This is a genomic window from Jiangella sp. DSM 45060 (genome assembly GCF_900105175.1).
Classification (GTDB): Bacteria; Actinomycetota; Actinomycetes; order Jiangellales; family Jiangellaceae; genus Jiangella.
The window spans coordinates 4,122,207-4,145,629 of the sequence record NZ_LT629771.1 but is presented as its reverse complement, the minus strand read 5'-3'; the positions used below and the strand labels follow the sequence as shown (position 1 = coordinate 4,145,629).

General features: G+C 69.2%; 23 protein-coding genes and 2 pseudogenes. 16 read left to right on the top strand and 9 right to left on the bottom strand.

Features of this window, described 5'->3' with window-relative positions; translation table 11 throughout:
• Positions 1–22: 22 nt before the first annotated feature.
• Complete coding sequence (locus BLU82_RS18560) at positions 23–574, bottom strand: hypothetical protein (protein ID WP_092622603.1); 552 nt, start codon at positions 572–574, stop codon at positions 23–25.
• A gap of 165 nt (positions 575–739) precedes the next feature.
• Between BLU82_RS18560 and BLU82_RS34260 the strand changes: the two genes are divergently transcribed.
• Positions 740–886 carry a hypothetical protein gene (locus tag BLU82_RS34260; protein WP_157741117.1) on the top strand — a complete coding sequence of 49 codons (147 nt, stop codon included), beginning with the start codon at positions 740–742 and terminating at the stop codon, positions 884–886.
• Positions 887–1,105: 219 nt separating this feature from the next.
• Here the strand turns inward: BLU82_RS34260 and BLU82_RS18555 are convergent, their stop codons facing one another.
• On the bottom strand, positions 1,106–1,738 hold the full coding sequence (locus BLU82_RS18555; RefSeq protein WP_092622602.1) for a hypothetical protein: 633 nt from the start codon (positions 1,736–1,738) through the stop codon (positions 1,106–1,108).
• Positions 1,739–1,955: 217 nt separating this feature from the next.
• Between BLU82_RS18555 and BLU82_RS18550 the strand changes: the two genes are divergently transcribed.
• Positions 1,956–2,570: a site-specific integrase gene (locus BLU82_RS18550; RefSeq protein WP_092622601.1), complete on the top strand. Its 615-nt coding sequence runs from the start codon at positions 1,956–1,958 to the stop codon at positions 2,568–2,570.
• Between the two features lie 46 nt (positions 2,571–2,616).
• On the opposite strand, the gene BLU82_RS18545 is transcribed toward BLU82_RS18550, so the two are convergent.
• From BLU82_RS18545 to BLU82_RS18525, 5 genes are all read right to left on the bottom strand, one after another.
• Positions 2,617–3,210, bottom strand: coding sequence for a PIN domain-containing protein (locus tag BLU82_RS18545; RefSeq protein ID WP_092622600.1), 594 nt, complete (start codon positions 3,208–3,210; stop codon positions 2,617–2,619).
• Between the two features lie 27 nt (positions 3,211–3,237).
• Positions 3,238–3,657, bottom strand: coding sequence for a helix-turn-helix domain-containing protein (locus BLU82_RS18540; protein ID WP_092622599.1), 420 nt, complete (start codon positions 3,655–3,657; stop codon positions 3,238–3,240).
• Between the two features lie 145 nt (positions 3,658–3,802).
• The gene (locus BLU82_RS18535) at positions 3,803–4,312 is read right to left on the bottom strand and encodes a type II toxin-antitoxin system Phd/YefM family antitoxin (RefSeq protein ID WP_092622598.1); all 510 of its coding nucleotides are present in this window, start codon (positions 4,310–4,312) and stop codon (positions 3,803–3,805) included.
• A gap of 218 nt (positions 4,313–4,530) precedes the next feature.
• A complete protein-coding gene (locus tag BLU82_RS18530; protein WP_092622597.1) occupies positions 4,531–5,949 on the bottom strand; it encodes a hypothetical protein in 1,419 nt (472 codons plus the stop codon).
• Positions 5,950–6,081: 132 nt separating this feature from the next.
• The gene (locus BLU82_RS18525) at positions 6,082–6,777 is read right to left on the bottom strand and encodes a hypothetical protein (RefSeq protein WP_092622596.1); all 696 of its coding nucleotides are present in this window, start codon (positions 6,775–6,777) and stop codon (positions 6,082–6,084) included.
• 200 nt (positions 6,778–6,977) lie between these two features.
• Between BLU82_RS18525 and BLU82_RS18520 the strand changes: the two genes are divergently transcribed.
• Positions 6,978–7,256, top strand: coding sequence for a winged helix-turn-helix domain-containing protein (locus tag BLU82_RS18520; RefSeq protein ID WP_197682311.1), 279 nt, complete (start codon positions 6,978–6,980; stop codon positions 7,254–7,256).
• Positions 7,257–7,467: 211 nt separating this feature from the next.
• Here the strand turns inward: BLU82_RS18520 and BLU82_RS18515 are convergent, their stop codons facing one another.
• Entirely contained in the window at positions 7,468–8,790 is a 1,323-nt protein-coding gene (locus tag BLU82_RS18515; protein WP_092622594.1) for a hypothetical protein, read from the bottom strand.
• A gap of 167 nt (positions 8,791–8,957) precedes the next feature.
• Here BLU82_RS18515 and BLU82_RS34255 point away from each other — a divergent pair, with 167 nt between their 5' ends.
• From BLU82_RS34255 to BLU82_RS18490, 6 genes and pseudogenes are all read left to right on the top strand, one after another.
• Positions 8,958–9,128, top strand: coding sequence for a hypothetical protein (locus tag BLU82_RS34255; protein ID WP_157741115.1), 171 nt, complete (start codon positions 8,958–8,960; stop codon positions 9,126–9,128).
• Between the two features lie 44 nt (positions 9,129–9,172).
• On the top strand, positions 9,173–9,676 hold the full coding sequence (locus BLU82_RS18510) for a hypothetical protein (protein WP_157741114.1): 504 nt from the start codon (positions 9,173–9,175) through the stop codon (positions 9,674–9,676).
• Entirely contained in the window at positions 9,673–10,023 is a 351-nt protein-coding gene (locus BLU82_RS18505) for a hypothetical protein (protein WP_092622592.1), read from the top strand. The genes BLU82_RS18510 and BLU82_RS18505 overlap by 4 nt, the downstream gene beginning before the upstream one ends.
• Positions 10,010–10,324, top strand: a pseudogene (locus BLU82_RS36370) (DUF4031 domain-containing protein); the annotation flags it as partial. The gene BLU82_RS18505 and the pseudogene BLU82_RS36370, both read left to right, overlap by 14 nt.
• 141 nt (positions 10,325–10,465) lie before the next feature.
• Positions 10,466–10,747: pseudogene (locus BLU82_RS36365) on the top strand (DUF4326 domain-containing protein); the annotation flags it as partial.
• 155 nt (positions 10,748–10,902) lie between these two features.
• On the top strand, positions 10,903–11,142 hold the full coding sequence (locus BLU82_RS18490) for a hypothetical protein (RefSeq protein ID WP_092622591.1): 240 nt from the start codon (positions 10,903–10,905) through the stop codon (positions 11,140–11,142).
• Positions 11,143–11,333: 191 nt separating this feature from the next.
• On the opposite strand, the gene BLU82_RS18485 is transcribed toward BLU82_RS18490, so the two are convergent.
• Entirely contained in the window at positions 11,334–14,648 is a 3,315-nt protein-coding gene (locus tag BLU82_RS18485) for an error-prone DNA polymerase (RefSeq protein ID WP_092622590.1), read from the bottom strand.
• A gap of 47 nt (positions 14,649–14,695) precedes the next feature.
• Here BLU82_RS18485 and BLU82_RS18480 point away from each other — a divergent pair, with 47 nt between their 5' ends.
• The 7 genes from BLU82_RS18480 (at position 14,696) to BLU82_RS18455 (ending at position 23,418) form a co-directional block, all read left to right on the top strand.
• Complete coding sequence (locus BLU82_RS18480; protein WP_157741113.1) at positions 14,696–15,001, top strand: hypothetical protein; 306 nt, start codon at positions 14,696–14,698, stop codon at positions 14,999–15,001.
• 29 nt (positions 15,002–15,030) lie between these two features.
• On the top strand, positions 15,031–15,645 hold the full coding sequence (locus BLU82_RS36360) for a hypothetical protein (protein WP_092622588.1): 615 nt from the start codon (positions 15,031–15,033) through the stop codon (positions 15,643–15,645).
• A gap of 21 nt (positions 15,646–15,666) precedes the next feature.
• Positions 15,667–16,650, top strand: coding sequence for a DUF2971 domain-containing protein (locus tag BLU82_RS18470; protein WP_092622587.1), 984 nt, complete (start codon positions 15,667–15,669; stop codon positions 16,648–16,650).
• Positions 16,651–16,978: 328 nt separating this feature from the next.
• Positions 16,979–17,194: a hypothetical protein gene (locus BLU82_RS34250; RefSeq protein WP_157741111.1), complete on the top strand. Its 216-nt coding sequence runs from the start codon at positions 16,979–16,981 to the stop codon at positions 17,192–17,194.
• A 27-nt stretch (positions 17,195–17,221) separates the two neighbouring features.
• On the top strand, positions 17,222–17,983 hold the full coding sequence (locus BLU82_RS34245) for a helix-turn-helix domain-containing protein (RefSeq protein WP_157741110.1): 762 nt from the start codon (positions 17,222–17,224) through the stop codon (positions 17,981–17,983).
• A 141-nt stretch (positions 17,984–18,124) separates the two neighbouring features.
• Complete coding sequence (locus BLU82_RS18460; protein ID WP_157741109.1) at positions 18,125–18,475, top strand: TnpV protein; 351 nt, start codon at positions 18,125–18,127, stop codon at positions 18,473–18,475.
• A gap of 56 nt (positions 18,476–18,531) precedes the next feature.
• On the top strand, positions 18,532–23,418 hold the full coding sequence (locus tag BLU82_RS18455; protein WP_197682308.1) for a methyltransferase domain-containing protein: 4,887 nt from the start codon (positions 18,532–18,534) through the stop codon (positions 23,416–23,418).
• The last annotated feature ends 5 nt before the right edge of the window (positions 23,419–23,423 follow it).

Sequence of the window (23,423 nt, the reverse complement as noted above, 5' to 3'; positions counted from 1 at the left end):
GGGCTCTCGCCCGGTGCTGGGGTCAGGTCGGCTCGCCGACGATGCGGCGGAGGTCGGACAGTTCCAGGCCGGTCACGAAGTGCAGATCGGAGAAGCTCCGGCCGCCGGCACGGGCGATCCGGATGAGCTTGTCGCGGTTCTGCACGACGTCGGGGTCGTCCGGGTGCTCGCGAGCGTCCTTGGCTGCGCCGCGCACGTCGCGGGCCATCTCGCCGGTGCGGCCGAGCCATGCCCGGACCGTCTCGCGCGACAGCCCGGTCTCGGTGGTGATGGAGTTGTCCGATCGGCCGTCGAGGGCGGCCGCCACAACGACCGTGCGGAGCGCGGCGGTGGCCTGTTCGACCGCCAGCCGGGCGGAAGCCCGGCGCGCGGCAGCCTCGGCCAGCGTGGTTTCGCCGGCGAGGAACTGAGTCGCCGCGGTAAGGGCTTCGCGGCGCTCGTCCTCGTCGTCGGCGCCGGGGTACATCTGCTCGATCGCCTCGACGATCAGCATCAGCTGGTCGACCTGTTCGGTCGTCAGGCCGGCCAGGTCGTCGCCGAGCCAGGCTTCCAGCTCGTGTCGCTGTGTCGTCATCCCTGCCTCCATCCGTTGCCTAGTACTGTACAAGACAAGAAGCCGCCTGCCTAGTACTAGGCAACGACGGCGCGGGCCGATGAGTACCGCTCCTATGCACCTGGTGGGGTCGGCGGTCGTTCGGCGACTGACGCGTGCGAGAGCGGCACGCTACGATCCGCCGGCATGGCCAAACAGAAGGTGATCCCCGGCGTGTGTGGCATCTGCACTGCGCAGGTCGCAGACCTTTCCCGGCATAAGCGCTGGCACGACAAGATCGACGAGCGGCTAGGTGACGGGAAGAGCTCGATGGACCTGCTCGCCGACGCATGATGGAGCGGCGGGGGCCGGCACCTGGTGGGGAGCAACGGGCGGTCGGGCTAGGTGCTCGTGCTGTCGTCCTCGACCCCAAGGCGTCGCTCAAGTTCCCGTTTGTGTGCGTGGATCTCCAGCACCTGCGGTCGTAAGGGGTCGTCGACGCGTCAGCAGCCGCCGCGACGACGACGACTGCCCCGGACCCCAGTCCGGGTGGGCGGCGGGGAGGGTCGCGCCCTAGTCGGATGCGTCGACGGAGTCGGCCTGGCCGAACCCTGGATGCCGGGCTCTCATCTTCTCCAGGAGCTCCTTCGCGACCTCGTTGGCGCGCTCGGCCTCGTCGGGTGTGCAGGGGGTGCGGGAGTTGCTGTGGGCGAGGTAGATGCCCTTCTGGGCGACGTGCTGCATGTGCAGGGTGAACGTGAGCAGGTGCTGCCACGTGTCGCGGTGTCCGAGCTTGGCTTCGATGCCGGCGGTGACATCGCGGCCGACGGGAACAAAACCGGGGAACGGGCCGCCGAACTCGATGAACTTCTGGACCACTTGACGCCCGGGAACGGCGAAGACGGCAGGGAGATCGTCGTTGTCGCCGGAGGCGGGGGTGAGCTGAGTGCGAGTGTTGCGCCAGGGGTAGTCGAGGGGTGCGTTGTCCTCGGGGAACACCATGCGGAGGTTCTGAACGACGATCGGCACAGCGCCGGTGTTGTACATCACCAGCGGCAACCTGATGCGCACGTCGTTGTCACTGACGTAGGCGGCGAAAGTGTGTGGCTCTGAGATCTGCAGCGGGCCGCGGCGCGCGTAGAGCCACCAGAACGATCCGATGGTGAAGAACAGGGCGAGACCTGCTACGACCAACGAGGCCCACACTGGATGCTCCCTTCACAGGTGTCGGCCAGGACGCTACGCCTGCGGGTGGACTCATCCAGTGACGCGCACGTGAAAGCAGCCTGTCGGTGGCTGGTTGTACGGTCTCGACATCGGCCGGTGAGCGGCCGGAATAGTACCGGTCTTGCCTGCACCCACCTGGTGGGGTGTGGATGAGTACCGCTTCTGGGGATAAGCGGTACTCATTGGGTTGGGAGGCATGATGGTGAGTCCGCCGACGAACGCGGGCCGGACGTTCGTGGCCGAGCCGCTGACCGAGGACGAGATCGGCCAGCTGGTGGCCGCGGCGTCGAACCGCTCGAACTCGGGGATCCGGCTGCGCGCGATCATCGGCGTCCTCTACGGGTCCGGGCTGCGCATCGCCGAGACGCTGGCGCTGTACCCGCGTGACGCCGACACCCAGGGCGGCACCGTCCGCGTCCGGGAGGGCAAGGGCGGCACGACCGCCACCGTCGGCCTGGACCCCAGCGGCGCGGCACTGCTGGACCGGTGGCTCGACCGCCGCCGGCAGCTCGGCCTCACCGGCCGGCACCCGATCTTCGCCCAGTACACCGCCGAACGCGTCGGCCGGCCCCTCGACCCCCGGTATGTGCGGGCCGCGCTGGCCCGCCTCGGCGAGAAGGCCGGCATCGACAAGCGCGTCCACCCCCACGGGCTGCGGCACTCCCTCGCCTTCGGCCTCGCCCAGGACGGCGTGCCCATGCACGTCATCCAGGGCCAACTGCGCCACGGCTCCCTGGCCACCACCGACCGCTACATCCGCCACCTGCACCCCGGCGACGTCATCGACGTCATGCGCGGCCGCGCCTGGTGAGTCTCGGCGCGTGGCTATCCCCCGGGGGATACTCAGCGCGGCGCGGTCAGGTGGGCGTGTCGTCCGCCGGCAGCTGGCACAGATGTTCCAGCACTCGCTGCGCGAAGTCCGGGCAGCCGGCATCCTGCAGCGCCTGAACCAGGGTCTTGGATCCCGGCTTCCGGTCCCAGTAGCGTTCCTGGTCCCGGGTCACCGCCCTGACGTCGTGCGGTGCGGAGTCGTCAACCAGGACCAGGAAGCTGTCGGGCGTGTGCACCTCGTACGGGAGGCTGTCCAGGTCGATGCCCGGCGATCGGAAGCCGGGGTCATCGGTGATGAGGTAGGTCGCGCCGGCGGCGATCGCGGCCGCGTGCACATGCTGATCGTGGGGGTCGGCGCCGGGAAAGGAGCCGTCGATGCGGTAATCATCGATCCGGCCGACGCCGAGATACTCGGTGACCGTGTCGTGCATCTTGGCGATCACCCGACCGTGAACCGTGGGGTTGTGGTCGCGGAACCGGGTGATGGCCTCGGCCAAGATGTCCTCGGTCCAGCACAGCTCGTAGATGCCTCCCTCCGATTCCAGCTGGATCATGATCAGCCAGTCACGGAGCGTCCTGGAGTACAAGACGTTGGCATCAACGAGTGCGCGAGTCGTCACCCACCGCAGGCTAGCGGTGGGTGACGACTATTCCAGGCCCAGCTCGTCGTCGAGCTGGCGAAGCTCCTCGAACGCCGCACGACGGCGGGCGAGCTGCGCACGGCGAAAGTCTTGGACGTCGACGAGGTTGAGACGATGATGGCTCCCGACCTTGTGGGCTGCGATCTCGCCGCCGCGGATCATCCGCATGAGCGTTGGCCGGGACACCCCCAGCAGCTCGGCGGCCGCCGTAGTGCTGAGCTCGCTCGGCAGTGTCTGCAGCGTCACGCCGTCTCCTCTCGCCACGGCCTCGAGCACGCTGCGCAAGAGTGCGGTGAGCTCGGCGGGTACCTCTCTTGCCTTTGCCTTCGTTTCCCTGCTGGCTGCGGTGAAACGAGGGTCCGGGGTCTTCGCGACGAAGTCGCGCGCCAGCTGCTCCTGGATGGGCGTCACCGTAAGGGTGGACATCGTGACCTCCGATTTGGTGTACAGATACGAGTGTCCACGGTTTCAGTTATAACTGCAAGAGTTATGCCGTAACTACGACGCGTACACGCAGCGCAACACCGACGCGTACACGCAGCGCAACTACGACGCCAGCACTGCGCGGAGCCTATTGCTCGTCGACGTCGTGACTGAACCGGCCAGGCAAGTTCTCACGCAGCACGTGGAGCAGCTGCTCGACCTGGTCGCGGGGGAAGTCGTTGGGCAGGGCGAACTCGATGCCGGCGAGCAGGTCGGAGAACCGCAGGGCTGGCTTGTCGTCGCGGGCGTGCTTGACCCGCATGTAGTAGACGATGCTGGCCACGTGCTCGGTGAGCCGGCTGTGCTGGCCGGTGAGCCAGAGCCAGGCCAGGACCTTGCCGGCCGGGTCGCCGGGGTGTAGCGGATCCCCCGGCGCGATGTCGCCGCGGCGCTGGTCGTCGATGAGCTCGCGGGCGACCTGCTCGGCCAGGCCGTCAAGCAGCGGCGTGAACACGTCGAGCGTGCTCGGGTGCATGAGCACGGCCGCGGGCTTGCGGTGCGCTCCGATCATTGGCATGCGCCCGGCCGAGACCGAGGCGATCAGGGCCGGGAGGTTCTTGCGGGCGTCGGACACGGTGTAGATCTCGGGAACGGCCATACTGAAGACTGTACATGAACATGTACACATTTCCGTACATGTTCATGTACAGGAGCAGTCCGTCAGGGCAGTGGCGCCGCGTCGCGGCCGTCGCCGTCGTCATCGCAACCGGGGATCAGCGGCATCCTCCCGTAAAAACGCGCTCGGGATCCCGAGCGCGTTTTCTGCCGGCGCCCCGGGCGGAGGGTGCTCCGCCTCCGGGCGTTGACGTGTAGACGTCAAGCGTCGTCGTCGAGCGACGGGTGCCAGGCTGGCAGCTCGTGGCGCTCGCGGGGGTGGCGCCACTGGTCGTGGCGCAGGAGGTCGCGGTGCTCGTCGCTGTCCGGGTCGTCGCCGGGGCGGGGGATCTTGGTGAACGGGCGGGTGGTGAAGTCGAGTTCGTCGACGAGGATCCGGTCGGGGTGGTCGGGCTGGTCCATCACGAACCGGGCGCTGTACCAGGTGCCCGGTACGGGCGCGTACACGTGCACGTTGAACCGGGCCTCGTTGGTGATCTTGACCGACTCGGCGTCGGCCTCGTACGCGGCGGCGTAGTCGGTGTCGGGGTTCTCGCCGGCGATGTCGCGCAGCCGGACCCGCACGGTGGGGTAGGCGGCCTCGACGTCGAGGACCAGGTGCCGCCAGCCGTCCGGTGCGGCGTCTTCGGCGCACTGGCTCAGCATGTCCAGCCAGTAGATGCTCACGCCCCACGGCCGGGTGTGGGCGGGGTGCCAGGCGGGCAGCTGGTCGAGGTCGCCGGTGTAGAGGCGTTCGTGTTCGGCGCGCAGCATCTCTGGGTGCGCGTCGCCGGCCGGGTTGTCCGCGGACCAGAGGCCGCCGAAGGGCGGGTTCTCGTGGTCGAAGGTGGCCGTGGCGTCGCCGTCGGGGGTGAGGGTGATCGTGGCGGTGTACCAGGGCCGGCCGTGCCGGGCCAGGTGCGCGGCGCGGGCGGCCCGGACGAGTCGGCCGTTCATCCGGGGCCCGGCCGCGCTGTGGGTGGTGCCGTCGGGCATCACCGTGGTGATGGTGGTCTCGGTGTAGTACATGGCCGCGCTCATCGCCATGGTGAGCTGCCGCCACCCTGCCGGCGCGGCGGCGAGCATCGCGGCCTGGGCGGCCTCGATCAGCGGCGCCGGCGATCGCGCCTCGAGCGCGACCGGATGCCAGGCCGGCAACCGGTCCAGGACGCGCGGGTAGACCCGGTGGTCCTCGATGAGCTGGAAGTCGTCGGCGTCGCCCTCCTCCTCGTCTTCGGAGGCTTCGGCCGGGTCGTGCATCCCGCCGAACGGCGGGTAGTCGAAGTCGAACGTGGCGACCAGCTGGCCGCCACGTTCGAGGCTGAACGTCGCGTTGTACCAGGTGCCGGCGCCCTGCCGGAAGTGGTCGTGGCGCAGCTCCTCGACCAGATCGAACACGTCACAGGCGACCGAGCGGGGCTCGTCGCCGCCGTCGACGAACGCCGACAGCTCAGACTCTATGTTGTTCGCCCCCGCGCTCACGCTCAGCACGAGTCGCCGCCACCCGCCCGGCGCGACCGCCTCGAGGCTCTCCTGCAGCGCGTCCCCGACCTCAGCGTCCAGCGCGACGGGCTCCCCCGGATGCTGGTCCGTGGCCGGCTCCTGCGGCTCGGCAATAGTCAGATGACCGCGCGGACTCATCGGCGCCGGGTCTCCCTCCCCCGCGCCAGGCGCGGATCCGTGATCAACCCCAATGCTGCCCGACGACCCGCGCCCGGGCCGCCGCGACCGTCAGGTTGACGTGTAGACGTCAACGACGTCGGCAGCGCCGGGTCAACGCTTCCCAGGCCAGCGCAGCTGGGGGTCGCGGCGCGCAGCTGCTCTGCGGACGCCCGGCCTGAAGGTGTTGAAGATCGTGAGCTGCCAGGAGTGCGGCGGGCTGGCGTCGTCGTGGCCCAGCGGCAGCGCGCACGGGTCGCCGGCACCGCCCGGCTGCTTCTCCTCGGCCCCGCAGAGCAGAGCCTCGGAGACGGTGACCTGGTCGCCCGACCAGAGCAGCCAGGTCCACAGCTGGTATCGCTCGTCGACGCCGGCGAAGCGGCCGGGCTGGCCCAGGCCGTGGTGGGGTCCGCGGTGGGCGCCGACGTACTCGCACTCGACGACGTCGCCGACACTGAATCCGAACTCGTCGCCGCCGAGCTCAGCGACGAGTGCCCGAGTGAGCGAGGTCGACGCCGCGCAGGTGGGCAGCAGACCAGCGGCCAGGTGAGCGGCAGCGTACCCGGCGACGTCGAGCACCGGGGCCGGCTCCACCCGGCACATGTGCGCCGCCCCGGGCGGGGCTATGGCGTAGTCGGGCGGCACCTTGGTCCACCGGCCAATCGGCTTGTAGCCCAGCTGACGCACCATCTCGGTCCAGCCGCGCGGGCCGATCGTCGCGAACCGGTCCCGCCCCTCGGTGACGTGCAGGCCGTCCAGGCCGCGAATCTCGATGACCGGCGCCGGCCGTGACGGGATCTGAAACGCCATATGACGAAAACGAGACAACACGATGTGATCTCCGATCCCCCGGGGAAGGGCTCTTCGAATACCTAGCTACAAAACTCAAAGGTCGCACAGGGTGCGGACAAAAGCTATAGGCCTCGCCATGACTCGGCATGCCTCGGTATGACCCGGCATGCCCCGTCCCACCGAAACCCGCAGCTCAGCGCCGCTCTAGATTTCGATCCGTGCCCGTCGACTTCGATCCGAGCCCGGACCTTCCCGGCTACGTCTACATCCGGCTCGCCGACCACGTAGAGCAACAGATCGACACCGGCAAGATCCCCGTCGGCAGCCGGCTCGCGAGCGCCTCGGAGATGGCTGAGACCTACGGTGTCGCTCTCGGCACCGTGCGCCGCGCACTCGACGTCCTGCGGGAGCGCGGGCTCATCAGAACGTGGCCGGCCAAGGGCAGCTTCGTGACCGAACGCCGGCCGGCACCAGGTGACGACGCCGCGGACACCTAGCGGGCTGGCGATAGCGCGGACCCCGGACAGAACTCCGACATGGCGGAGGCCGGCGACGTCGATGGGGGATGACGGGCGCCGCCTGCGTGGGCATTGATTCGCCCGCTCGGCGAATCAGCATGAAGCAGCCGTGTCGGCAGGCGAAATGTCCGTCAAGGTAGGGTCTCGCCATATCGCCTGGTCATCGAGGCGGTGCCTTGCGCGCGGGATGCTACTCGGGCAAGTGGTTGGGATCGCGCGGATACATCTCATGGTCGCGTCGCACAAGGTCGGCGTCGACGTCGGGTGTGGGAGCTACGTCCTCGCTGGTGGCGGGGGAGTCCTCCTGTGGGAGGTCCGGGAAGTCCCAGGATGGAGGGGCGTCGTAGTCGAGTGTCGCGGCGATCATGCGTGGGTTGGCGAGGGCGAACTGCGCGGCGTACCAGGCGCCTTTGGCCGGGCGGGTCCGGTATGCGCTGGCACGGATTGCCTGCATCAGTTGGATTCCGTGCTCGTCGAGTTCGGCGGAGATGTCGTAGTCCCACCGGTCGATCTTGGTCACGAGGCGGGTCTTGATGACGTCGGCGACGGCCCGGACGTCCAGGATGAGTCGGTACCACGGACCTGGTGAGGCGGCCAGCAGGGCCCCGCGGAGTTGGTCGAGCAGATCCCGGTCGAGGGCGAAGTCGCGCGACTTGGCCGGGTGCCAGTACGGCAGTTGGTCGAGCGGCACGGGGAACATCTCGTGGTCCCGGCGGAGCAGCTCCGGGTCTGCGCCGCCGTCGCCCCAGCCGTCGGGGTCGTAGACGCCGCCGAAGGGTTCGCGTTGCTCGTAGTCGACGCGGAGGTCTGCGCCGTTCTCGAGGTCGAACGACGCGCGGTACCAGAGCCGGTTCTCACGCTGGTGGTACGCCCGCCTGGACGCTGCGATCACGTCGTCGCCCAGACCGGGCAGCGACAGGCGCTGCAGCACCGTGCCGTCGGACATGGTGATGGAGAACGTGGTGACGATGACATCTGCTGCCGCCTCGTACCTGACGTGCAGACGGGTCCAGCCGGCCGGCGCCGCGGCCACCATGACGCCCTCGACGGCGCCACCGAGTCTGGCGGGATCGGTGATGCTGGCCGGGTGCCAGTCCGGCAGGTTCCACGGCAGCCGCGGGAGCGCCCTGTGGTCCTCGAGGAGGTCGTCGAACAGCTCAGCGATCTGATCGGCAATGTTGGCGGCGGTCACGTCGTAGGGCCCGAACGGCGGGTTGTCGTAGTCGTACTGGATCTGCATGCGCTGGTCCTCGTCGATGACGATGACGGCGTTGTACCAGGTCCCGATGTCCTCCTGGTACACCTCGGTGCGCAGGCGCATGATCGCCGCGGCCGTCTGCGGCACCGCCATGCGTACCGGTACCACCGTGCCGTCAGGCATCGTCACCACCATCGAGATGTCGGCACGTTCGCCGGCGGCGGTGACCTTGACCTCGATCCGTGCCCAGCCGTCTGGCGCGTCATCGATCAGCCGCGCGCCGATCTCCTGCATCAGCTCCGGCTGAAGCTCCATGCTCACTCCCGCGGTTGACGACGTGTTGCATCAGCGACCCAGTTCCTACCTCACCACAAGGTGACCGGACAGGCCCCGTCGTCGGCGAAGTCGCTGCCCGCGCCGAATGTGCGCGGCAGGGGCCACCCCTACAGGTATGGAGCAACTGAGCCCGTAGGAGGCCCCCGATGGTGGAACGCGACTGCGTCACCTGTCAGCGACCGACCCCGCAGGAGGAGCTCACCGGTGACCGCGGCCGGCAACTGCCCGACCGCGTGATCTACGTGTGTGGGAACTGCGGCTACGTCGAGGTCGTGGCGCGCCGGCACGCCGCACCCGCTCGCTCTGCCGCCGGGTGATGTGCGCGGCAGGGGCCACCCACCTAACAGACGCACAACCACCCATGAGCACGGAGGAGACCCAACCCATGGATAGCGACCTGGCTCCGGTCGAACTGAAGATCATCCGGCACTACTTCAAGGGCTGGCCCGGCGGCGCCCTGGTGACCGACCCCGACGGCGCCATCTCGCGCTTCATCCAGAGCTTCCGCGGCGGATCCTCGCTGTGGAAGGACGGCCCCTGGTACCAGACCACCAGGTTGGGCATCGAGCTGGAGCAGCGACCCACCGGCGAAACCATCGCGGTGCTCAAGTGGTCCCGGATCAAGCAATGGGTGCTCGACCTGCCCCGCGCCGAGCGCGACGCCCTGTGCGCCGCGGAGACCGTCTACCGGCAGCGTCGCCGTGCGGTCGCTGCCGCCCGAGGCATCCCCGACGACACCGATATCGGCGTCCGCGAGGCCGAAGCCGTGCGCGACGCCGCCTTCCAGCGCTGCGTCGACGCCTCCGCCGCAGCGACCCAGCCCGCCCTGTTCGACGTGCCCGAGCACGAGGCGGTGCTCCGATGACCAAGCACGAGCCGGGCTCGACCGGCGATGCAGCGACCTCCCACATCGAGAGCGCGACCACGGCGCTGCAACTGGCAGCCTTCGAGGCCGATGTTGCTTACCCTCACGACCGAGTCCTCATGCTCCGCCGCCTCCTCGAGATGCTCGGGGCGACCCAGAACCTGGTGGGTATCGTTCTGGACCACGCGGCGATCGTCGAGCTCTTCGCCGACAATCAGGGCACACGCGAGGACGTTCACGTCATCCATCTCGCTCGTCTCTCGCAGCTCCTGGTCGAGGCGCGTATCGAACTCATGATCAGTTGCGGGGCGATCATCACCGGCCCCATGGACGGTGAGACCGCGTGAGCGCCGCCGCTGCCAGGCAGTTCCCGGACGTGCCCGAAGCCGTCGCCCGGGTGGTGGCGTCGTGACCGTCTACGTGGACGATATGCGCCGCCGAGCGCGTGTCACCGGCACGTGGGGCACCTGGTCCCACCTGTTCGCCGACACCCACCACGAGCTGATGGCCTTCGCCGCCCAGTTGGACATGCACCCCGAGTGGCTCCAGTGCCCGGGAACGCACCGCGAGCACTTCGACCTCGTCGACACCAAGCGGAACCAGGCCATCGGGCTCGGCGCGGTCCCCATCAGCTATCCGCGCGAGACGGGTGCTCTCATGCAGGCCAAGCGCGCTCATGCCGAGCTTGGCACCTGCCCGGATGGCGACACGGTGACCTCGGGAGAGCCGCTGCAGCTCGCCCTGTTCGGCGAGGTGGCACCTGTGGCCCGCGATCCGCAGCGGGTCCAGATGAGCCGACAGCGGCCCTGGCGCGCCGACCACCCCAACGTCATCGTCGTCGCCCGCCCGACCGCCTGGGGCAACCCGTTCCGAATCGGCGACGCCGACCCGGTCACCGGCGAAATCATTGCCGACCGCGCCGGGGCCGTCGCGGCCTTCGTGAAGGCCAACGGTGACCGGCCCGCCTGGGCCGTGGCCGCCCGCCGCGAACTCGGCGGCCGGGACCTCGCGTGCTGGTGCCCACTCGACGAGCCGTGCCATGCCGACGTGCTGCTGAGGATCGCTAACGCGAGGGGCGACGGCGTGACGGCCGGGGCGGAAGCCGGAGCTGCGAGTCGTCCGGGAACGACGCCGCCTTCCACACTGGGCGGACGACCTCGCCGTCCGGCCGGGGCCACGACACCCGCGGACCCGGCGACACCCGTCCACGCTGTGAAGGGAATCTGATGGCGCTCATCGAGATCAGCAGCCTGACCCTGCCCGAGGCGCTGGCCGCGCTCACCCGCTACCGGCGCCTGGTCACCGAGGAACAACAGCGCGGCGACGCCGCCACCGCGGCGAAACGCGCGCACCGGGTACGCCAACTCGAGGACCGGATCCGTCAACTCGGCGGCACCATCCCGGCGGCACCGGCCCGTCGCCAGGTCCCGCCCCCTGCCCACCTCCCGGCGGCCAGGGCCATCTGAGAGCGAGCAACCCCATGGCGATCGACATGCGCTGCTGCGGCGAGCACTACCCCGGCCAAGTCAACGAGCCGTTGATCCCGGCCTGCCAGCTCTGCCCGGCCTCACCGACCTACTGGCGCCGGTCCGCCCCGGATCAGGAGGCCTCGGCGCCGTCTTGACGTCCGCCCGCTGCCCGCCCACTGGGAACAGGCTCAGCGGAAGTCCCGACTGCGGGCCGCGCTACTGACGCGCAGCGGAGACAGGCGACCGGCGATGAGGTTCGTGGCGCCGTCGGAACGTTCCACGATGCCGTCGACGAGCAGGGCGTTTGAATCCAACGCGACCCGGCGCTGGGCCTGCCACGTCTCAGCCGGGCAGATGACATTGACCATCCCGGTCTCGTCTTCGAGGTTGATGAACGTCACGCCCCCGGCGGTGGGTGGCCGCTGGCGGTGGGTGACCAGGCCACCGACGCGGACCCGCTGCCCGGCCCGGACGCTGTGCAGTTCTCCGGCCCGTGTGGCGCCGGCGGCAGTGAGATGGCCGCGGATGTGCTGGACGGGATGGCTATCAGGTGAGACTCCAGTGGCCCAGAGGTCAGCGAAGGTCTGCTCGACCGCAGTCATCTCCGGTAGCGCCGGTGGGGTGACGTCGCTGGGCGTAGTGCCAGGCAGCTGGCCGGGACGGATGCGCGCGACGGCGCCCACCTTCCACAGCGCCGCGCGCCGGTCCAGGCCGAAGCAATCGAACGCACCCGCGGTCGCGAGAGCCTCCAGTGCGCGCTGCGGGACCTCCGCGCGGCGGACCAGGTCGGCGAGATCGGTGTAGGGGCGGCCCGCGGCGATCCGTTCGGCAACGTCGCCGCCGAGGTGACGCACACCGGCCAGGCCGAGCCGGATGGCCGGCTGCTCGCCGTCGGGGGCATGCGGGTGCCCGGGCCGGACAGGGACGTGCTCCTCGAGCGTGGCCTTCGCCGCGCTGGCGTTGTTATCCACGCCGCGGATGGTGACGCCGTGGCGACGCGCGTCGTCGACGAGCGTCTGCGGCGAGTAGAACCCCATCGGCTGGTTGTTCAGCAGCGCCACGGTGAACACGGCCGGATAGTGCCGCTTCAGCCAGGCGCTGGCGTAGACCAGGTACGCGAAGCTGTAGGCGTGGGACTCGGGGAACCCGTAGGACGCGAACCCAAACAACTTGCCGTAGAGGTCCTCCGCGACGGCGTCGGGAATGCCGTGCGCGGCCAGCCCGGACATCAACCGGTCACGCAGCGCCGCGATCCGTTCCTCCGACCGTTTTGCGCCCATGGCCTGGCGCAGCTGGTCGGCCTCGGCCGGCGAGAACCCGGCACAGTCCATCGCCAGCTGCATCATCTGCTCCTGGAACAGCGGCACCCCCAGCGTGCGGGCCAGCGCCTTCTCGAAGCTGGGGTGCGGGTAGGTGATCGGTTCGCGGTCCGTGCGCCGGCGCAGGTAGGGGTGGACCGAGCCGCCCTGGATCGGGCCGGGCCGGATCAGCGCGATCTCGACGACCAAGTCGTAGAAGGTCCTCGGCCGTAGCCTCGGCAGGGTGGCCATCTGGGCGCGCGACTCGATCTGGAACGTCCCGATCGTGTCGGCGTCGCAGATCATGTCGTACACGGCCCGGTCCCCGCCGGGCACGGTGTGCAGCTCGACGTCGACGTCGTGGTGCTCGCGGAGCAGGTCGAACGACTCCCGCAACGCAGACAACATCCCTAGGCCGAGCAGGTCGAACTTCACCAGCCCGGCGCCGGCGCACGATTCCTTGTCCCATTGCAGCACCGACCGGCCGGGCATGGTGGCCCACTCGACCGGGACGACCTCACCGATGGGCCGGTCGCACATCACCATCCCGCCGGAGTGGATGGAGAGGTGCCGCGGCAGCCGCAGCAGCTGCTCGACCAGGTGGGTGACCTTGTCGGGGATGCCGACGTCGCCGGGCACGTCGCCGTGAGGGCCGAGGTGCTTGGTCCAGCCGTCAACGGCGCCGGGGCTGTAGCCGAGCGCGCGGGCGACGTCGCGCAGCGCTAGCTTCGGCCGGTAGGTGTTGACGTTGGCGACTTGGGCGGCGTACTCGCGGGTGTACTTGGCGTAGACGTGCTGGATGACCTCCTCGCGCCGCGCGTTCTCGATGTCGATGTCGATGTCCGGCGGGCCGGTGCGGGCATCTGTGAGGAACCGCTCGAACAACAGCCCGTGCTCGACCGGGTCGACGGCGGTGATCCCGAGGGCGTAGCAGACCGCGCTGTTCGCGGCCGAGCCGCGGCCTTGGCACAAGATGCCCTCCCGGCGGCAGAACTCGGTGAGCTCGTGGACGATCAGGAAGTAGCCACAGAAATTCAGCCGCTCGATCACGTCGAGCTCGTGCTCGATCTGTGCGTAGGCGCGCTCCGTCGCCGGTCCGGGCGGCCCGTACCGGGCGGCGGCGCCGACGGCGACCTGGTGGCGCAGCCAGCTCGCGTCGGTGTGCCCGGACGGGACCTCACGGTCGGGCAACTCGGGCTGGATCAGGGCCAGGTCGAACCCACATGACTCGCCCAGCGCGACGGTGGCTTCTAGCACACCCGGGTAACGGGCCAGCCGCGCCTGCATCTCCTCACCGGACCGGATGAACGCACCGCCGGCGGCCGGGAGCCACCCGTTGAGCCTGGCCAGGCTCGTGGTCGCTCTGGCCGAGGCCAGCACCTGCGCCAGCCGCCGATCACGCGGCGCGGCATAGTGGACGTTGTTTGACGCCACCACCCCGACCCCGACCTCACCGGCGACCTTGAACAGGGCGTCGTTGCGGTCGTCGTCGAGCGGCTGGTCGTGGTCGATCAGCTCCACGTTGACGTTCTCTTGGCCGAACATCTCGACTAGGCGATCCAGTTCGCGCTTGGCGGCGGCCGGGCCGCCGGCGGCCAGCGCCGCGGGGACGAGGCCCTTGCGGCAGCCGGTCAGGATCACCCACCGGCCGTTGGGGGCGCCAGCCAGCTCGTCCAGGTCGTAGACCGGGCGGCCCTTGCTGCCGCGCAGCTGCGCCGCCGAGATAGTCGCCGACAGCCGCCGGTAGCCGTCGGCGTCTCGGGCCAGCACCAGCAGGTGCCGGCCCTCCGGGTCCGGGACGCCGTTCTGTCGCTGGGTGAGCTCCAGACTCAGCTCGGCGCCAAACACTGTCCTGATCCCGGCCGCCCGCGCGGCCGCGGCGAACTCGACCACCCCGTACATGCCGTCGTGGTCGGTGATCGCCAGCGTCCCGATGCCCTGCGCGACGGCCTCGGCCACCAGAGCCTCCGGATCGGACGCGCCGTCCAAGAACGAGTACGCGCTGTGGCAATGCAGCTCTGCCCACGGCACCGCCGGCGGCAGCCGCGGCGACGTCGTCTGCGGGTCGAGCTTCGGCCGGGGCGGGAGCTTCGCGCCGTCGCTGCGCCATCCGCTGCCCCACGTCAGCGCCCGCTCGAACTCGCTCCATGGCACATCGGACCTGCTGTCCCATCCCACGATGAACCACCCTTCGCGGGCACGCATGCCTCACCACAGAACCGATCATCGAACATGTGTTCTATCCTATGGGCATGGTAGACCCGGAGCAGCCGCCGCATGTGCGGCGGTGGCGCGACGTGCTCAACCGACACGTCCCGGACGACCTCGCGAGGTACCCCGATCAACCTGATCCGCGCCGCGTCAGGGTCCGCATCGTCTGGGCCGACGAGGCCGGCGACGTGGGCGAGGCCTGGCTGACGGGCACTCTGACGCGCTGGGGCGGCTCACACAGATACGTCCAGGTCGACGACAGCGGCGGCCGACTGCCCGGCCGGGGCGTCTGGGTCAAGCCGGACGACGTCTACCAGTCCGAGCCGGTCAACCCGACGGACGGCTAGCCCCTTACGGCCGGCGGGAGTGTGCTCGCATGCGCCAGTCCCAGTCGCGGCTGCGACACGCCCGGCTGAACGGCGATGGCAGCGTGATTCGCGGGGCGCCGGCGTTCGGGGGTGGACGTCTCGGGACCTGGGATCACGTGTGCCCCGACGGTCTAGGGGACTTCCGCTGCTGGCCGAGGGGGGATCTGCCCGTGCCCGATGAGCAACGCCGCTCGGAGCTCGAACAACTCATGCCGGCCGACCCGTCATGGCAGGCGCCGGCCTACCACGGCGGTGACGGCGCAGACCTTCTCAAGGCATCGGCGCAGCAAGGCTTGGAGGGAATCGTGGCCAAGCGGCTGCGTAGCTGTTATGAGCCCGGAAGGCGCACCGGTGACTGGTTGAAGATCAAGAACTGGCTACGTCGGGAATCCGTCATTGGCGGTTGGTTGGAGGGGAAGCCTCCGTTCCGCAGCTTCTTCGGCGCACATGCTGTTGGCTACTACGACGTCAAGGGGTGTGTCCCGGTACGCCGGCCGCGTAGGCGCTGGCGTGAAGTTGACGGACCGTCGCGCGCTCCAGGCACAACTCGAGCCAGTGGCCGTCGACAACAGTCCGCTTCTCGGCCAGCGGCCCGACGAACCAGGGGCTCACTTCGATCGTGAAATGCCGTACGCTGCTCGATCATGGACTTTGATGCGTCGCAATGGAATCCGTCGACTATCGGCAAGGCAAGCCGTAGTGTATATCATTATACGAGCGCGGATGGACTTCTCGGGATTGTAGAGAGCGGCACGCTGCGAGCATCCGAGGCCTCAAGTCTTAACGACCTCGCTGAGATCAAGCAAGGATGGAAATTTATTCGCAACTGGCTGGACCAGCAGAGCGATAGCAAGACGGTAAGCTACTTGCGACGTCTTGCTGGTGAAGACGGGTCGGTCGGCGGCCCATCTCAGACGGAAGCATTCGTCGTGTCGTCTTCAACGATCGGCGATGACGCAAATCAATGGCGCCTCTATGCAGCTGGAGGGCGGGGCTACGCGATTGAGCTCGATCCAGGAACATCCCTCGCCGTTCTCGCAAAAGGTAAGCGAATCGAGAAGAAATCTGAGCGGCGAAATGCGCTCAATCTCGGCGAGTTGATGCGTGATTCGGTGATGGTAAGTCCGTGGCTGAAGGTGCTGTATTCCGATCAGGAGAAGGATGCTGCGATGGTTGACCTTCTTGAATGGGCGGATCGCTCTGCCGAGTACTTCGAGAATGCATCCTCAAGCGAGGAGCAATGGGACCTCAACAGACAGGAATATGAAGTTGCGGTTCACGTTGCCCTGGAAAAAATTGCTCAACTGATCAAGGAGCCCGGATTCGCCGGTGAGAGGGAAGCGCGAACTGTCGTTACCTTTGCCTGGGCCGGTCCGCATCTGTCCTTCCGTGCCGGGCAATACGGGATTTCAAGGTATGCGAGGCTAGCGGTCGCGTCGGCATCTAAGGAAGGTCGAGTCTGGTATGTGGATGATGGCATCGTGGAGGCTGACAAGTTGCCAATAAAGTCGGTGCGATTAGGGCCATTGCTGCATGCGGAAAACAACATGAGCTCGGTGGAAGCCCTCCTAAAGGCATGCGGTTACAAGAACGTCGGTGTCGACGCATCAACAGTCCCGCTGAGGTGAACTAAGCTGATGTAGCTGATCCCTTGGACCCTTCGGCCGGAGCTCGTTTGCGAGTGGACGCGAGAGGGCACGCTTCGGCCATCACGCGTTCAAGGGTCTGTAGGTCGACAATCCCGTGCGGGAACGTCGACACGCGAACTATCTGCCTGACGGCCGCAATTGTCGGGGGTCGTCGTCATACTCATGTGCGACAAGCCCGAGGAGCGCGGGGACCCGACGCTCGCCAAAGACGTGCGCCGTGGCGACCTGGTCGACGACGGGGTTGTCGAGTGGACGGCGTGCTGCCACAGCGCTCAGGCGGTGACCTGGTGGTTCGATGGCCCCCTCCATGCTGACCACCGACACCAAGCCGTGGGACGCAATCGTCGACGTTACAGTCGGCGGCAACCTCGTCACCGGCGATCGAGGATGGCGGCAATCGGCCGCGCCCGCCTTCGCGCAGAGTTCCACTAAGGGGCTGCTCGCCCGCAAGCGCCCTACGCTGGCCAAGGAGACCGCAACACCCCGAGCCATTCGCTGCTCACCCGCCAAGCTCGTGCGGTAAACCTTCTGCGTACGGAAGAATTACCGCATGGAGCTGATCGGCGTTGGCGAGGCTGCGCGCCGGCTTGGCCGGTCCGAGGCCCGCGTGCGTCAACTCCTGCGTTCGGGTGCCTTGCCCGGCGAGCGCGTGTCCGGGGTGTGGCTCGTGGACGCAACCGCGATCCGAGAACGGGGGTCCTATGCGCTCGGCCCTGGCCGTCCATTGGCGCCTCCGCATGCCTGGCGGGTGATCACTGCGATAGACGCTCTTACCTCCGACCCGCACCTGCCACCGGTCAGTGCCCTAGCCGATCTCGCCGCTGGCATGGTCGGAGGTTCCCGGCGCCGCCTGGTGGAGAACCTGCGGCGCGCGCCTGGCGGGGATCGGTGGCGGTCGTGGCTTGCGAGCCGCGCCGTGACCAGGCGTTACACCGCCACCGAGACGATCGCGTACCGCCTTCTCAGTGACGGCAGAGTGAGCATCGGAGGTGCCCGCGGCCTTGCGGCGGCAGGCTCGCTCGCAGCCCGGCCCAGTGACGGGATCGACGCCTACGTGCGAGAGGCCGACGCGGGCACTGTGATCGCGGCCCATGGGCTCGAGGCGGAGCCGACCGGGCCGGTCAGACTGCGGATCGTTTCGGATGTGGTCGGTGCCGTGAGCGGTCTGGTCGCTGGACGGTCGGCTCCGGTCGCGGCCTGCCTGGTCGATCTACTGGACTCCGCGGATCCGGCTTCGCGGGTGACCGCAGAGCGGCGCCTGCAGCACCTCGTCGACGCGCTGCACCGACTGCGAGACGGTCCTGCGCCGTAGGTCTGTGCGCGGCAGGGGCCACCACCCCTTCTCGAACCGACTGGTTGAGAGGGACGTGAGGGCTGATGGCTCGCCGCAAGAAGCAGATCGACGGGCAGATGAGTCTGGAATCGTTGTGGGCAGATTCGGAGAGTGAGCGCGATGAACAGGTACGGCCGGCTGGCGATGGAGCACTGGCAGCAGGTCGCCCCGCAGCGGGTGGCGGAGCTGGAGGATCCGACGGCGTTCTTTTCGACGTTGGGTCAGCAGGTGGAGGGGCGGGTGCAGGAGCTGCAGGACCAGCTGGCGGGCCCGGACGTGCCGGGCGAGGACTACCTGGCGAAGGTGGGTCGGCTGAACATGACGCGCCTGCAGGCCGAGGAGATGGCTCTGGCCGAGTTGGTGTGGCTGGAGGCCTCGACGGACGAGCCGGATCCGCCGAGCCGGACCGACGAATTCCTGTGGGCGATCCATCGGGCGGCGAACGAGGACGACGACCAGCCGACCACGTAGCGGCGTTCCGGCCGCTGCGGCAGGACGATCTCGCGCCGTCGGGTGCACGGGCGCGGGTGCGGGCGAACCTCGACGCGATCGCGTTGGTGCAGCTGCTGCAGCGGGAGGCGCGGCAGGCCAGCGACGAGGAGCGCCGCGTGCTGGCGCGCTGGTCGAGCTGGGGTGCGGTGCCCCAGGTGTTCGACGAGCAGGCGTCCGAGTGGCAGCGCGAGCGCGAGTACCTGCGGTCGGTGCTCGGCGACTCGGCGTACGCGGCGGCGCGCCGCACGACGATCAACGCGCACTACACCGATCCGGCCTACGTGCAACCGATGTGGGACCTGCTGGCCGGCCTCGGGCTCGCCGGCGGGGAGGTGCTGGAGCCGGGCTGCGGGTCCGGGACCTTCATCGGCCTTGCGCCCACCGCAGCGCGTGTGACCGGGGTGGAACTGGACCCGACCAGCGCCGCGATCGCGGCCGCGCTGTATCCGGGCGCGCAGGTTCGGGCGGAGTCGTTCGCCGACACCCGCTTTCCGGACGGGCACTTCGACGCCGTCATCGGGAACGTCCCGTTCGGTGATGTCCGCCTGCACGACCCGAAGCACAACGCCGGCGGCCACGCTTTGCACAACCACTTCATCATCAAGTCCCTCGGCCTCACCCGACCGGGCGGGCTGGTGGCTGTGCTGACGAGCCATTTCACTCTGGACGCGCAGAACCCGGCCGCGCGGCGGGAGATGAACGCCCTAGCTGACCTGGTCGGCGCGGTCCGGATGCCGTCCGGTGCGCACCGCCGCGCCGCGGGCACGGAGGTGGTGACGGACCTGCTGGTGTTCCGCCGCCGCGACCGCGACACCCCGCCGAGGTCGACGCTGTGGGAGACCGTCACCGCCCGCAAGGTCGACGGCGAGATCGTCCGGGTGAACTCCTACTTCGATCACCACCCGGAGCGGATCCTCGGGGATCTCGGTGTCGGCCTCGGCATGTACGGGGCGCAGACCCTGCACGTGCGCGCCGATCTCGCCCAGACGCCAGCACGCCTCGCCGGGGCGCTCGCCGGCGTCGCCGAGGCGGCCCGCACCGACAGCCTGCAGATGACGGCCCGCAGGCCGGCGATGCAGGGTGAGGCCCGGCCGGCGGCGCTGGCCCCGGACGGTCTGTGGGACGGGCACCTGGTCGCGAACGAAGACAACACGTTCAGCGTCGTGACCGACGGCATGCTCGAGGACCGCCCGGTCCCGACCACCCAGCGGCGGGAACTGCGGGCCCTGCTGGGGCTGCGCGACGTCGCCCGAGCGCTGCTGACGGCCGAGGCCGCCGACCTCGACGACACCCCGGAGATCGCCGCCCTGCGAGCGGACCTGGCCGACCAGTACCACCGCTACGTGGACCGGTACGGGCCGATCAACCGGTTCACCACCCGGACCACCGGCCGCGTCGACCCCGCGACCGGGGAGCCCCGGCCGTCGCGGGTCGCGCCGCCGGTGATGCGGATCTTCCGCACCGACCCGTTCGCCGCGCTGGTGAAGGGGCTGGAGGTGTTCGACGACGCCTCCCAGACCGCCACCCCGGCCACGATCATGACACAACGAGTCGTCGCGCCCCGCGTGCCCGTCCTGGGAGCGGACACTCCGCAGGAGGCGCTGGCCGTCGTGCTGGACGCGCACGGCCGCGTCGACCTGATGCAGGTGGCACAACTGCTCGGGGTCGGCGAGGACGAAGCCCGCGCCATGCTGGGCGAACTCGTGTACGACGACCCGCAGACGAAGCAGCTGCTCACCGCTGCGGAGTACCTGTCTGGCAACGTCCGGCAGAAACTCGACGCCGCCGTCACGGCCGTCGAGGCCGACCCGGAGCGGTACGCGGTGAACGTGGCCGCGCTGCGTCAGGTCCAGCCCGGTGACCTCGGGCCGGGCGACATCGAGGCCCGGCTGGGTGCGGCGTGGATCGACGCCGCCACGCATGAGCGGTTCCTGTCCGAGCTGCTGAACGATCCGTCGGTCCAGGTCGAGCACCCCGGCGGCGCCATCTGGGAGGTGCGCGGGAACAAGTGGTCGGTCGCGGCCAGCGAGGAGTGGGGCACCGAGCGGATGCCGGCGACGGCGATCGCGAAGGCGACGCTGGAACAGCGCCCGATCCAGGTCACCGACGAGATCGAGGACGGCGGGCGGGTGATCAACCCAGTCGAGACCGCGGCCGCGCAGGAGAAGGCCAGGCTGCTTCAGGAACGGTTCGCCGAGTGGGTGTGGGAGGACCCGGAGCGGGCGGCCCGGCTGCAGCGCGAGTACAACGACCGGTTCAACACCATCGTGTTGCGCGACTACGCCTCCGAGGGGCAGCGGCTGACCCTGCCGGGACTGGCCGCGACGTTCACTCCGCGTGAGCACCAGCGCACCGCGGTGGCGCGGATGCTCGCCGAACCCGCGGTCGGGCTGTTCCACGAGGTCGGCGCCGGGAAGACCGCGGAGATGGTGATGGGTTCGATGGAGTTGCGGCGCCTGGGCATGGTCCGCAAGCCCTGCGTGATCGTGCCCAACCACATGCTCGAGCAGTTCAGCCGTGAGTGGTTGCAGCTCTACCCGACGGCCCGCATCCTGGCCGCGTCGAGCGATGACCTTCGCGGCGATCAGCGCAGGTTGTTCGTCGCACGCTGCGCCACCAACGACTGGGACGCGGTCATCATGACCCGTGGGGCGTTCGAACGCATCCCGGTGTCTCCCGATGTCGAGGCTGCGTATCAGGAGCGCGAGATGGACGCGCTGCGAGCGATGCTGGCCAACTCCCGCGAGTCCCACGGGCTGAGCGTGAAACGGCTGGAGAGGGCCGTGCTGGCCGCTGAGGAGCGGCTGAAGGAACGCCTGGACGGGCCCCGCGACCCGGGCATCAGTTTCGAGCAGACCGGCATCGACTACCTGGTCGTCGACGAGATGCACGACTACAAGAACCTGCGCACGGTCTCCAACATCCGCGACGCCGCGATCGTCGGCAGCCGCCGCGCCAGCGACCTGCACATGAAGACCGAGTACCTGCGCGACCAGCACGGGGACCGCGTCATCACGGCGGCCACCGCCACACCGATCGCCAACTCCGTCACCGAAGCGCACGTGATGCAGCGCTTCCTGCGCCCGGACCTGCTCGACGAGGCCGGCGTGGGTGACTTCGACTCGTGGGCGGCCACCTTCGGGCAGACCGTCACCGAGATCGAGATGGCCCCGGCCGGCGGCTACCGGCTGCAGACCCGGTTCGCGAAGTTCCAGAACGTCCCCGAGATGCTGCGCATGTGGCACGTCTTCGCCGACGTCAAGACCGCCGAGGACCTCAACCTCCCCACCCCGGACCTCGCCGTCCGCGAAGACGGGGAACGAGCACCGGTCACGACCGTGGTGCCGCCGTCGGACGAACTCACCGCCTATGTGGCTGATCTCGGCGAGCGGGCGGAACGTGTGAAGAACCGCCAGGTCGACAGCAGCACGGACAACATGCTGAAGATCAGCACCGACGGCCGCAAGGCTGCCCTGGACATGCGTCTGGTCTCCGGCCACCGACCACTCGCTGACGCGACGAAGCTCGACGTTGTCGCCGACAACGTCGCCAGGATCTGGGCCCATCACCGCGACGCCCGGTACCTGACTCCGGGCACCGAGGAGTACTCGCCGGCGCCGGGCGCGCTGCAGATCGTGTTCTGCGACCTCGGCACCCCGCAGGAGAACTGGAACGTCTACGACGAGCTGCGGGACCTGCTCGGTCGCCGCGGACTGCCGCGCGAGCAGGTCAGGTTCATGCACGAGGCCCGCAACGACACCGAGAAAGCCCGACTGTTCGCCGCCGCCCGGGCTGGGCACATCGCAGTGCTACTCGGGTCGACGGCGAAGATGGGCGTTGGAACCAACGTCCAGGCCAGGGCGGTCGCGCTGCACCACGTCGACTGCCCCTGGCGGCCGGCCGACCTGGCCCAGCGCGACGGGCGGATCAAACGCCAGGGCAATCAGAACGCCGAGATCCAGATCTACCGATACGTCACCGAGGGCAGCTTCGACGGCTACCTCTGGCAGACCGTCGAACGCAAAGCGAAGTTCATCGCCCAGATCATGCGCGGCCGCCTCGACGTCCGCGCCATCGATGACGTCGGCGACAACGCCCTGTCTTTCGCCGAGGTCAAAGCCCTCGCCGCCGGAGACCCGCTCATCCTGGAGCGCGCCAACGCCCACGCCGAACTCACCCGCCTTGATCGCCTGCGCCGTGCCCACCACCGCCAGCAGGACAACCTTCGCCAGCGCCGCAACTTCGCCGCCGCCCGGATCCGCGACCTCGACCAGCAGCGGCCGATCCTCGAGGCCGCCATCGCCCGCACCATCCCCGTGGCCGGCGACGCCTTCGCCATGACCGTCGACGGGACCCGGGTCACCAAACGCACCGACGCCGCAGCAGCTATCGCCCGGTGGGCCACCCAACACCTGCCGGGCAACCCGTATCGGCAGGCCGACCTCGGTGTCCTCGGCGAGATCGCCGGGCACACCATCGAAGCCACCTACCTGCCACCGGGCAGCGTCCTCGGGCAGCCCGCTCGGGTCGAGCTGCGGCTGCGCGGCGTGCCGCTCAGCGACGCGTCGGTGACGGTTGCCACGATCACCGATGGCCACGGCATTGGCACCGTGCGCGTGCTGGAGAACCGGGTCGCGGCGATCCCGGCGGACCTGGCCGAGACCGACCGGATGCGCGTCGACGCCGTCAACGAGCAGCAGGACGCCGAAACCGCGCTCGAAGCGCCGTTCAAACACGCCGCAGCGCTGCACGAGGCTCGCGAAGCACTCGACCGGATCGTCGCAGCCATGACCGACCAGGCCGCAGGGGAGGCGGCGGCGGAAACCCAGCCGCCCCCGGCCCTGCCGCCCAGTCGCAGGCCAGGCGCGCAACAGCCACCCAGGAAGCAACTCGGACAGCCCGGGCCGGACCTGGGTCTCTGATCCGT

What these genes read in the sequence shown, in the direction of transcription:
- BLU82_RS18505 (WP_092622592.1), top strand. Translation starts at nt 9,673, where the DNA reads ATGACCAAGCACGAGCCGGGCTCGACCGGCGATGCAGCGACCTCCCAC.
- BLU82_RS18515 (WP_092622594.1), bottom strand. Translation starts at nt 8,790, where the DNA reads ATGGAGCTTCAGCCGGAGCTGATGCAGGAGATCGGCGCGCGGCTGATC.
- BLU82_RS18540 (WP_092622599.1), bottom strand. Translation starts at nt 3,657, where the DNA reads ATGTCCACCCTTACGGTGACGCCCATCCAGGAGCAGCTGGCGCGCGAC.
- BLU82_RS18535 (WP_092622598.1), bottom strand. Translation starts at nt 4,312, where the DNA reads ATGGCCGTTCCCGAGATCTACACCGTGTCCGACGCCCGCAAGAACCTC.
- BLU82_RS34255 (WP_157741115.1), top strand. Translation starts at nt 8,958, where the DNA reads ATGGTGGAACGCGACTGCGTCACCTGTCAGCGACCGACCCCGCAGGAG.
- BLU82_RS18510 (WP_157741114.1), top strand. Translation starts at nt 9,173, where the DNA reads ATGAGCACGGAGGAGACCCAACCCATGGATAGCGACCTGGCTCCGGTC.
- BLU82_RS18460 (WP_157741109.1), top strand. Translation starts at nt 18,125, where the DNA reads ATGAACAGGTACGGCCGGCTGGCGATGGAGCACTGGCAGCAGGTCGCC.
- BLU82_RS18560 (WP_092622603.1), bottom strand. Translation starts at nt 574, where the DNA reads ATGACGACACAGCGACACGAGCTGGAAGCCTGGCTCGGCGACGACCTG.
- BLU82_RS18485 (WP_092622590.1), bottom strand. Translation starts at nt 14,648, where the DNA reads ATGCGTGCCCGCGAAGGGTGGTTCATCGTGGGATGGGACAGCAGGTCC.
- BLU82_RS18550 (WP_092622601.1), top strand. Translation starts at nt 1,956, where the DNA reads ATGATGGTGAGTCCGCCGACGAACGCGGGCCGGACGTTCGTGGCCGAG.
- BLU82_RS34245 (WP_157741110.1), top strand. Translation starts at nt 17,222, where the DNA reads ATGGAGCTGATCGGCGTTGGCGAGGCTGCGCGCCGGCTTGGCCGGTCC.
- BLU82_RS18480 (WP_157741113.1), top strand. Translation starts at nt 14,696, where the DNA reads ATGGTAGACCCGGAGCAGCCGCCGCATGTGCGGCGGTGGCGCGACGTG.
- BLU82_RS18525 (WP_092622596.1), bottom strand. Translation starts at nt 6,777, where the DNA reads ATGGCGTTTCAGATCCCGTCACGGCCGGCGCCGGTCATCGAGATTCGC.
- BLU82_RS18530 (WP_092622597.1), bottom strand. Translation starts at nt 5,949, where the DNA reads ATGAGTCCGCGCGGTCATCTGACTATTGCCGAGCCGCAGGAGCCGGCC.
- BLU82_RS34260 (WP_157741117.1), top strand. Translation starts at nt 740, where the DNA reads ATGGCCAAACAGAAGGTGATCCCCGGCGTGTGTGGCATCTGCACTGCG.
- BLU82_RS36360 (WP_092622588.1), top strand. Translation starts at nt 15,031, where the DNA reads ATGCGCCAGTCCCAGTCGCGGCTGCGACACGCCCGGCTGAACGGCGAT.
- BLU82_RS18490 (WP_092622591.1), top strand. Translation starts at nt 10,903, where the DNA reads ATGGCGCTCATCGAGATCAGCAGCCTGACCCTGCCCGAGGCGCTGGCC.
- BLU82_RS18470 (WP_092622587.1), top strand. Translation starts at nt 15,667, where the DNA reads ATGGACTTTGATGCGTCGCAATGGAATCCGTCGACTATCGGCAAGGCA.
- BLU82_RS34250 (WP_157741111.1), top strand. Translation starts at nt 16,979, where the DNA reads ATGCTGACCACCGACACCAAGCCGTGGGACGCAATCGTCGACGTTACA.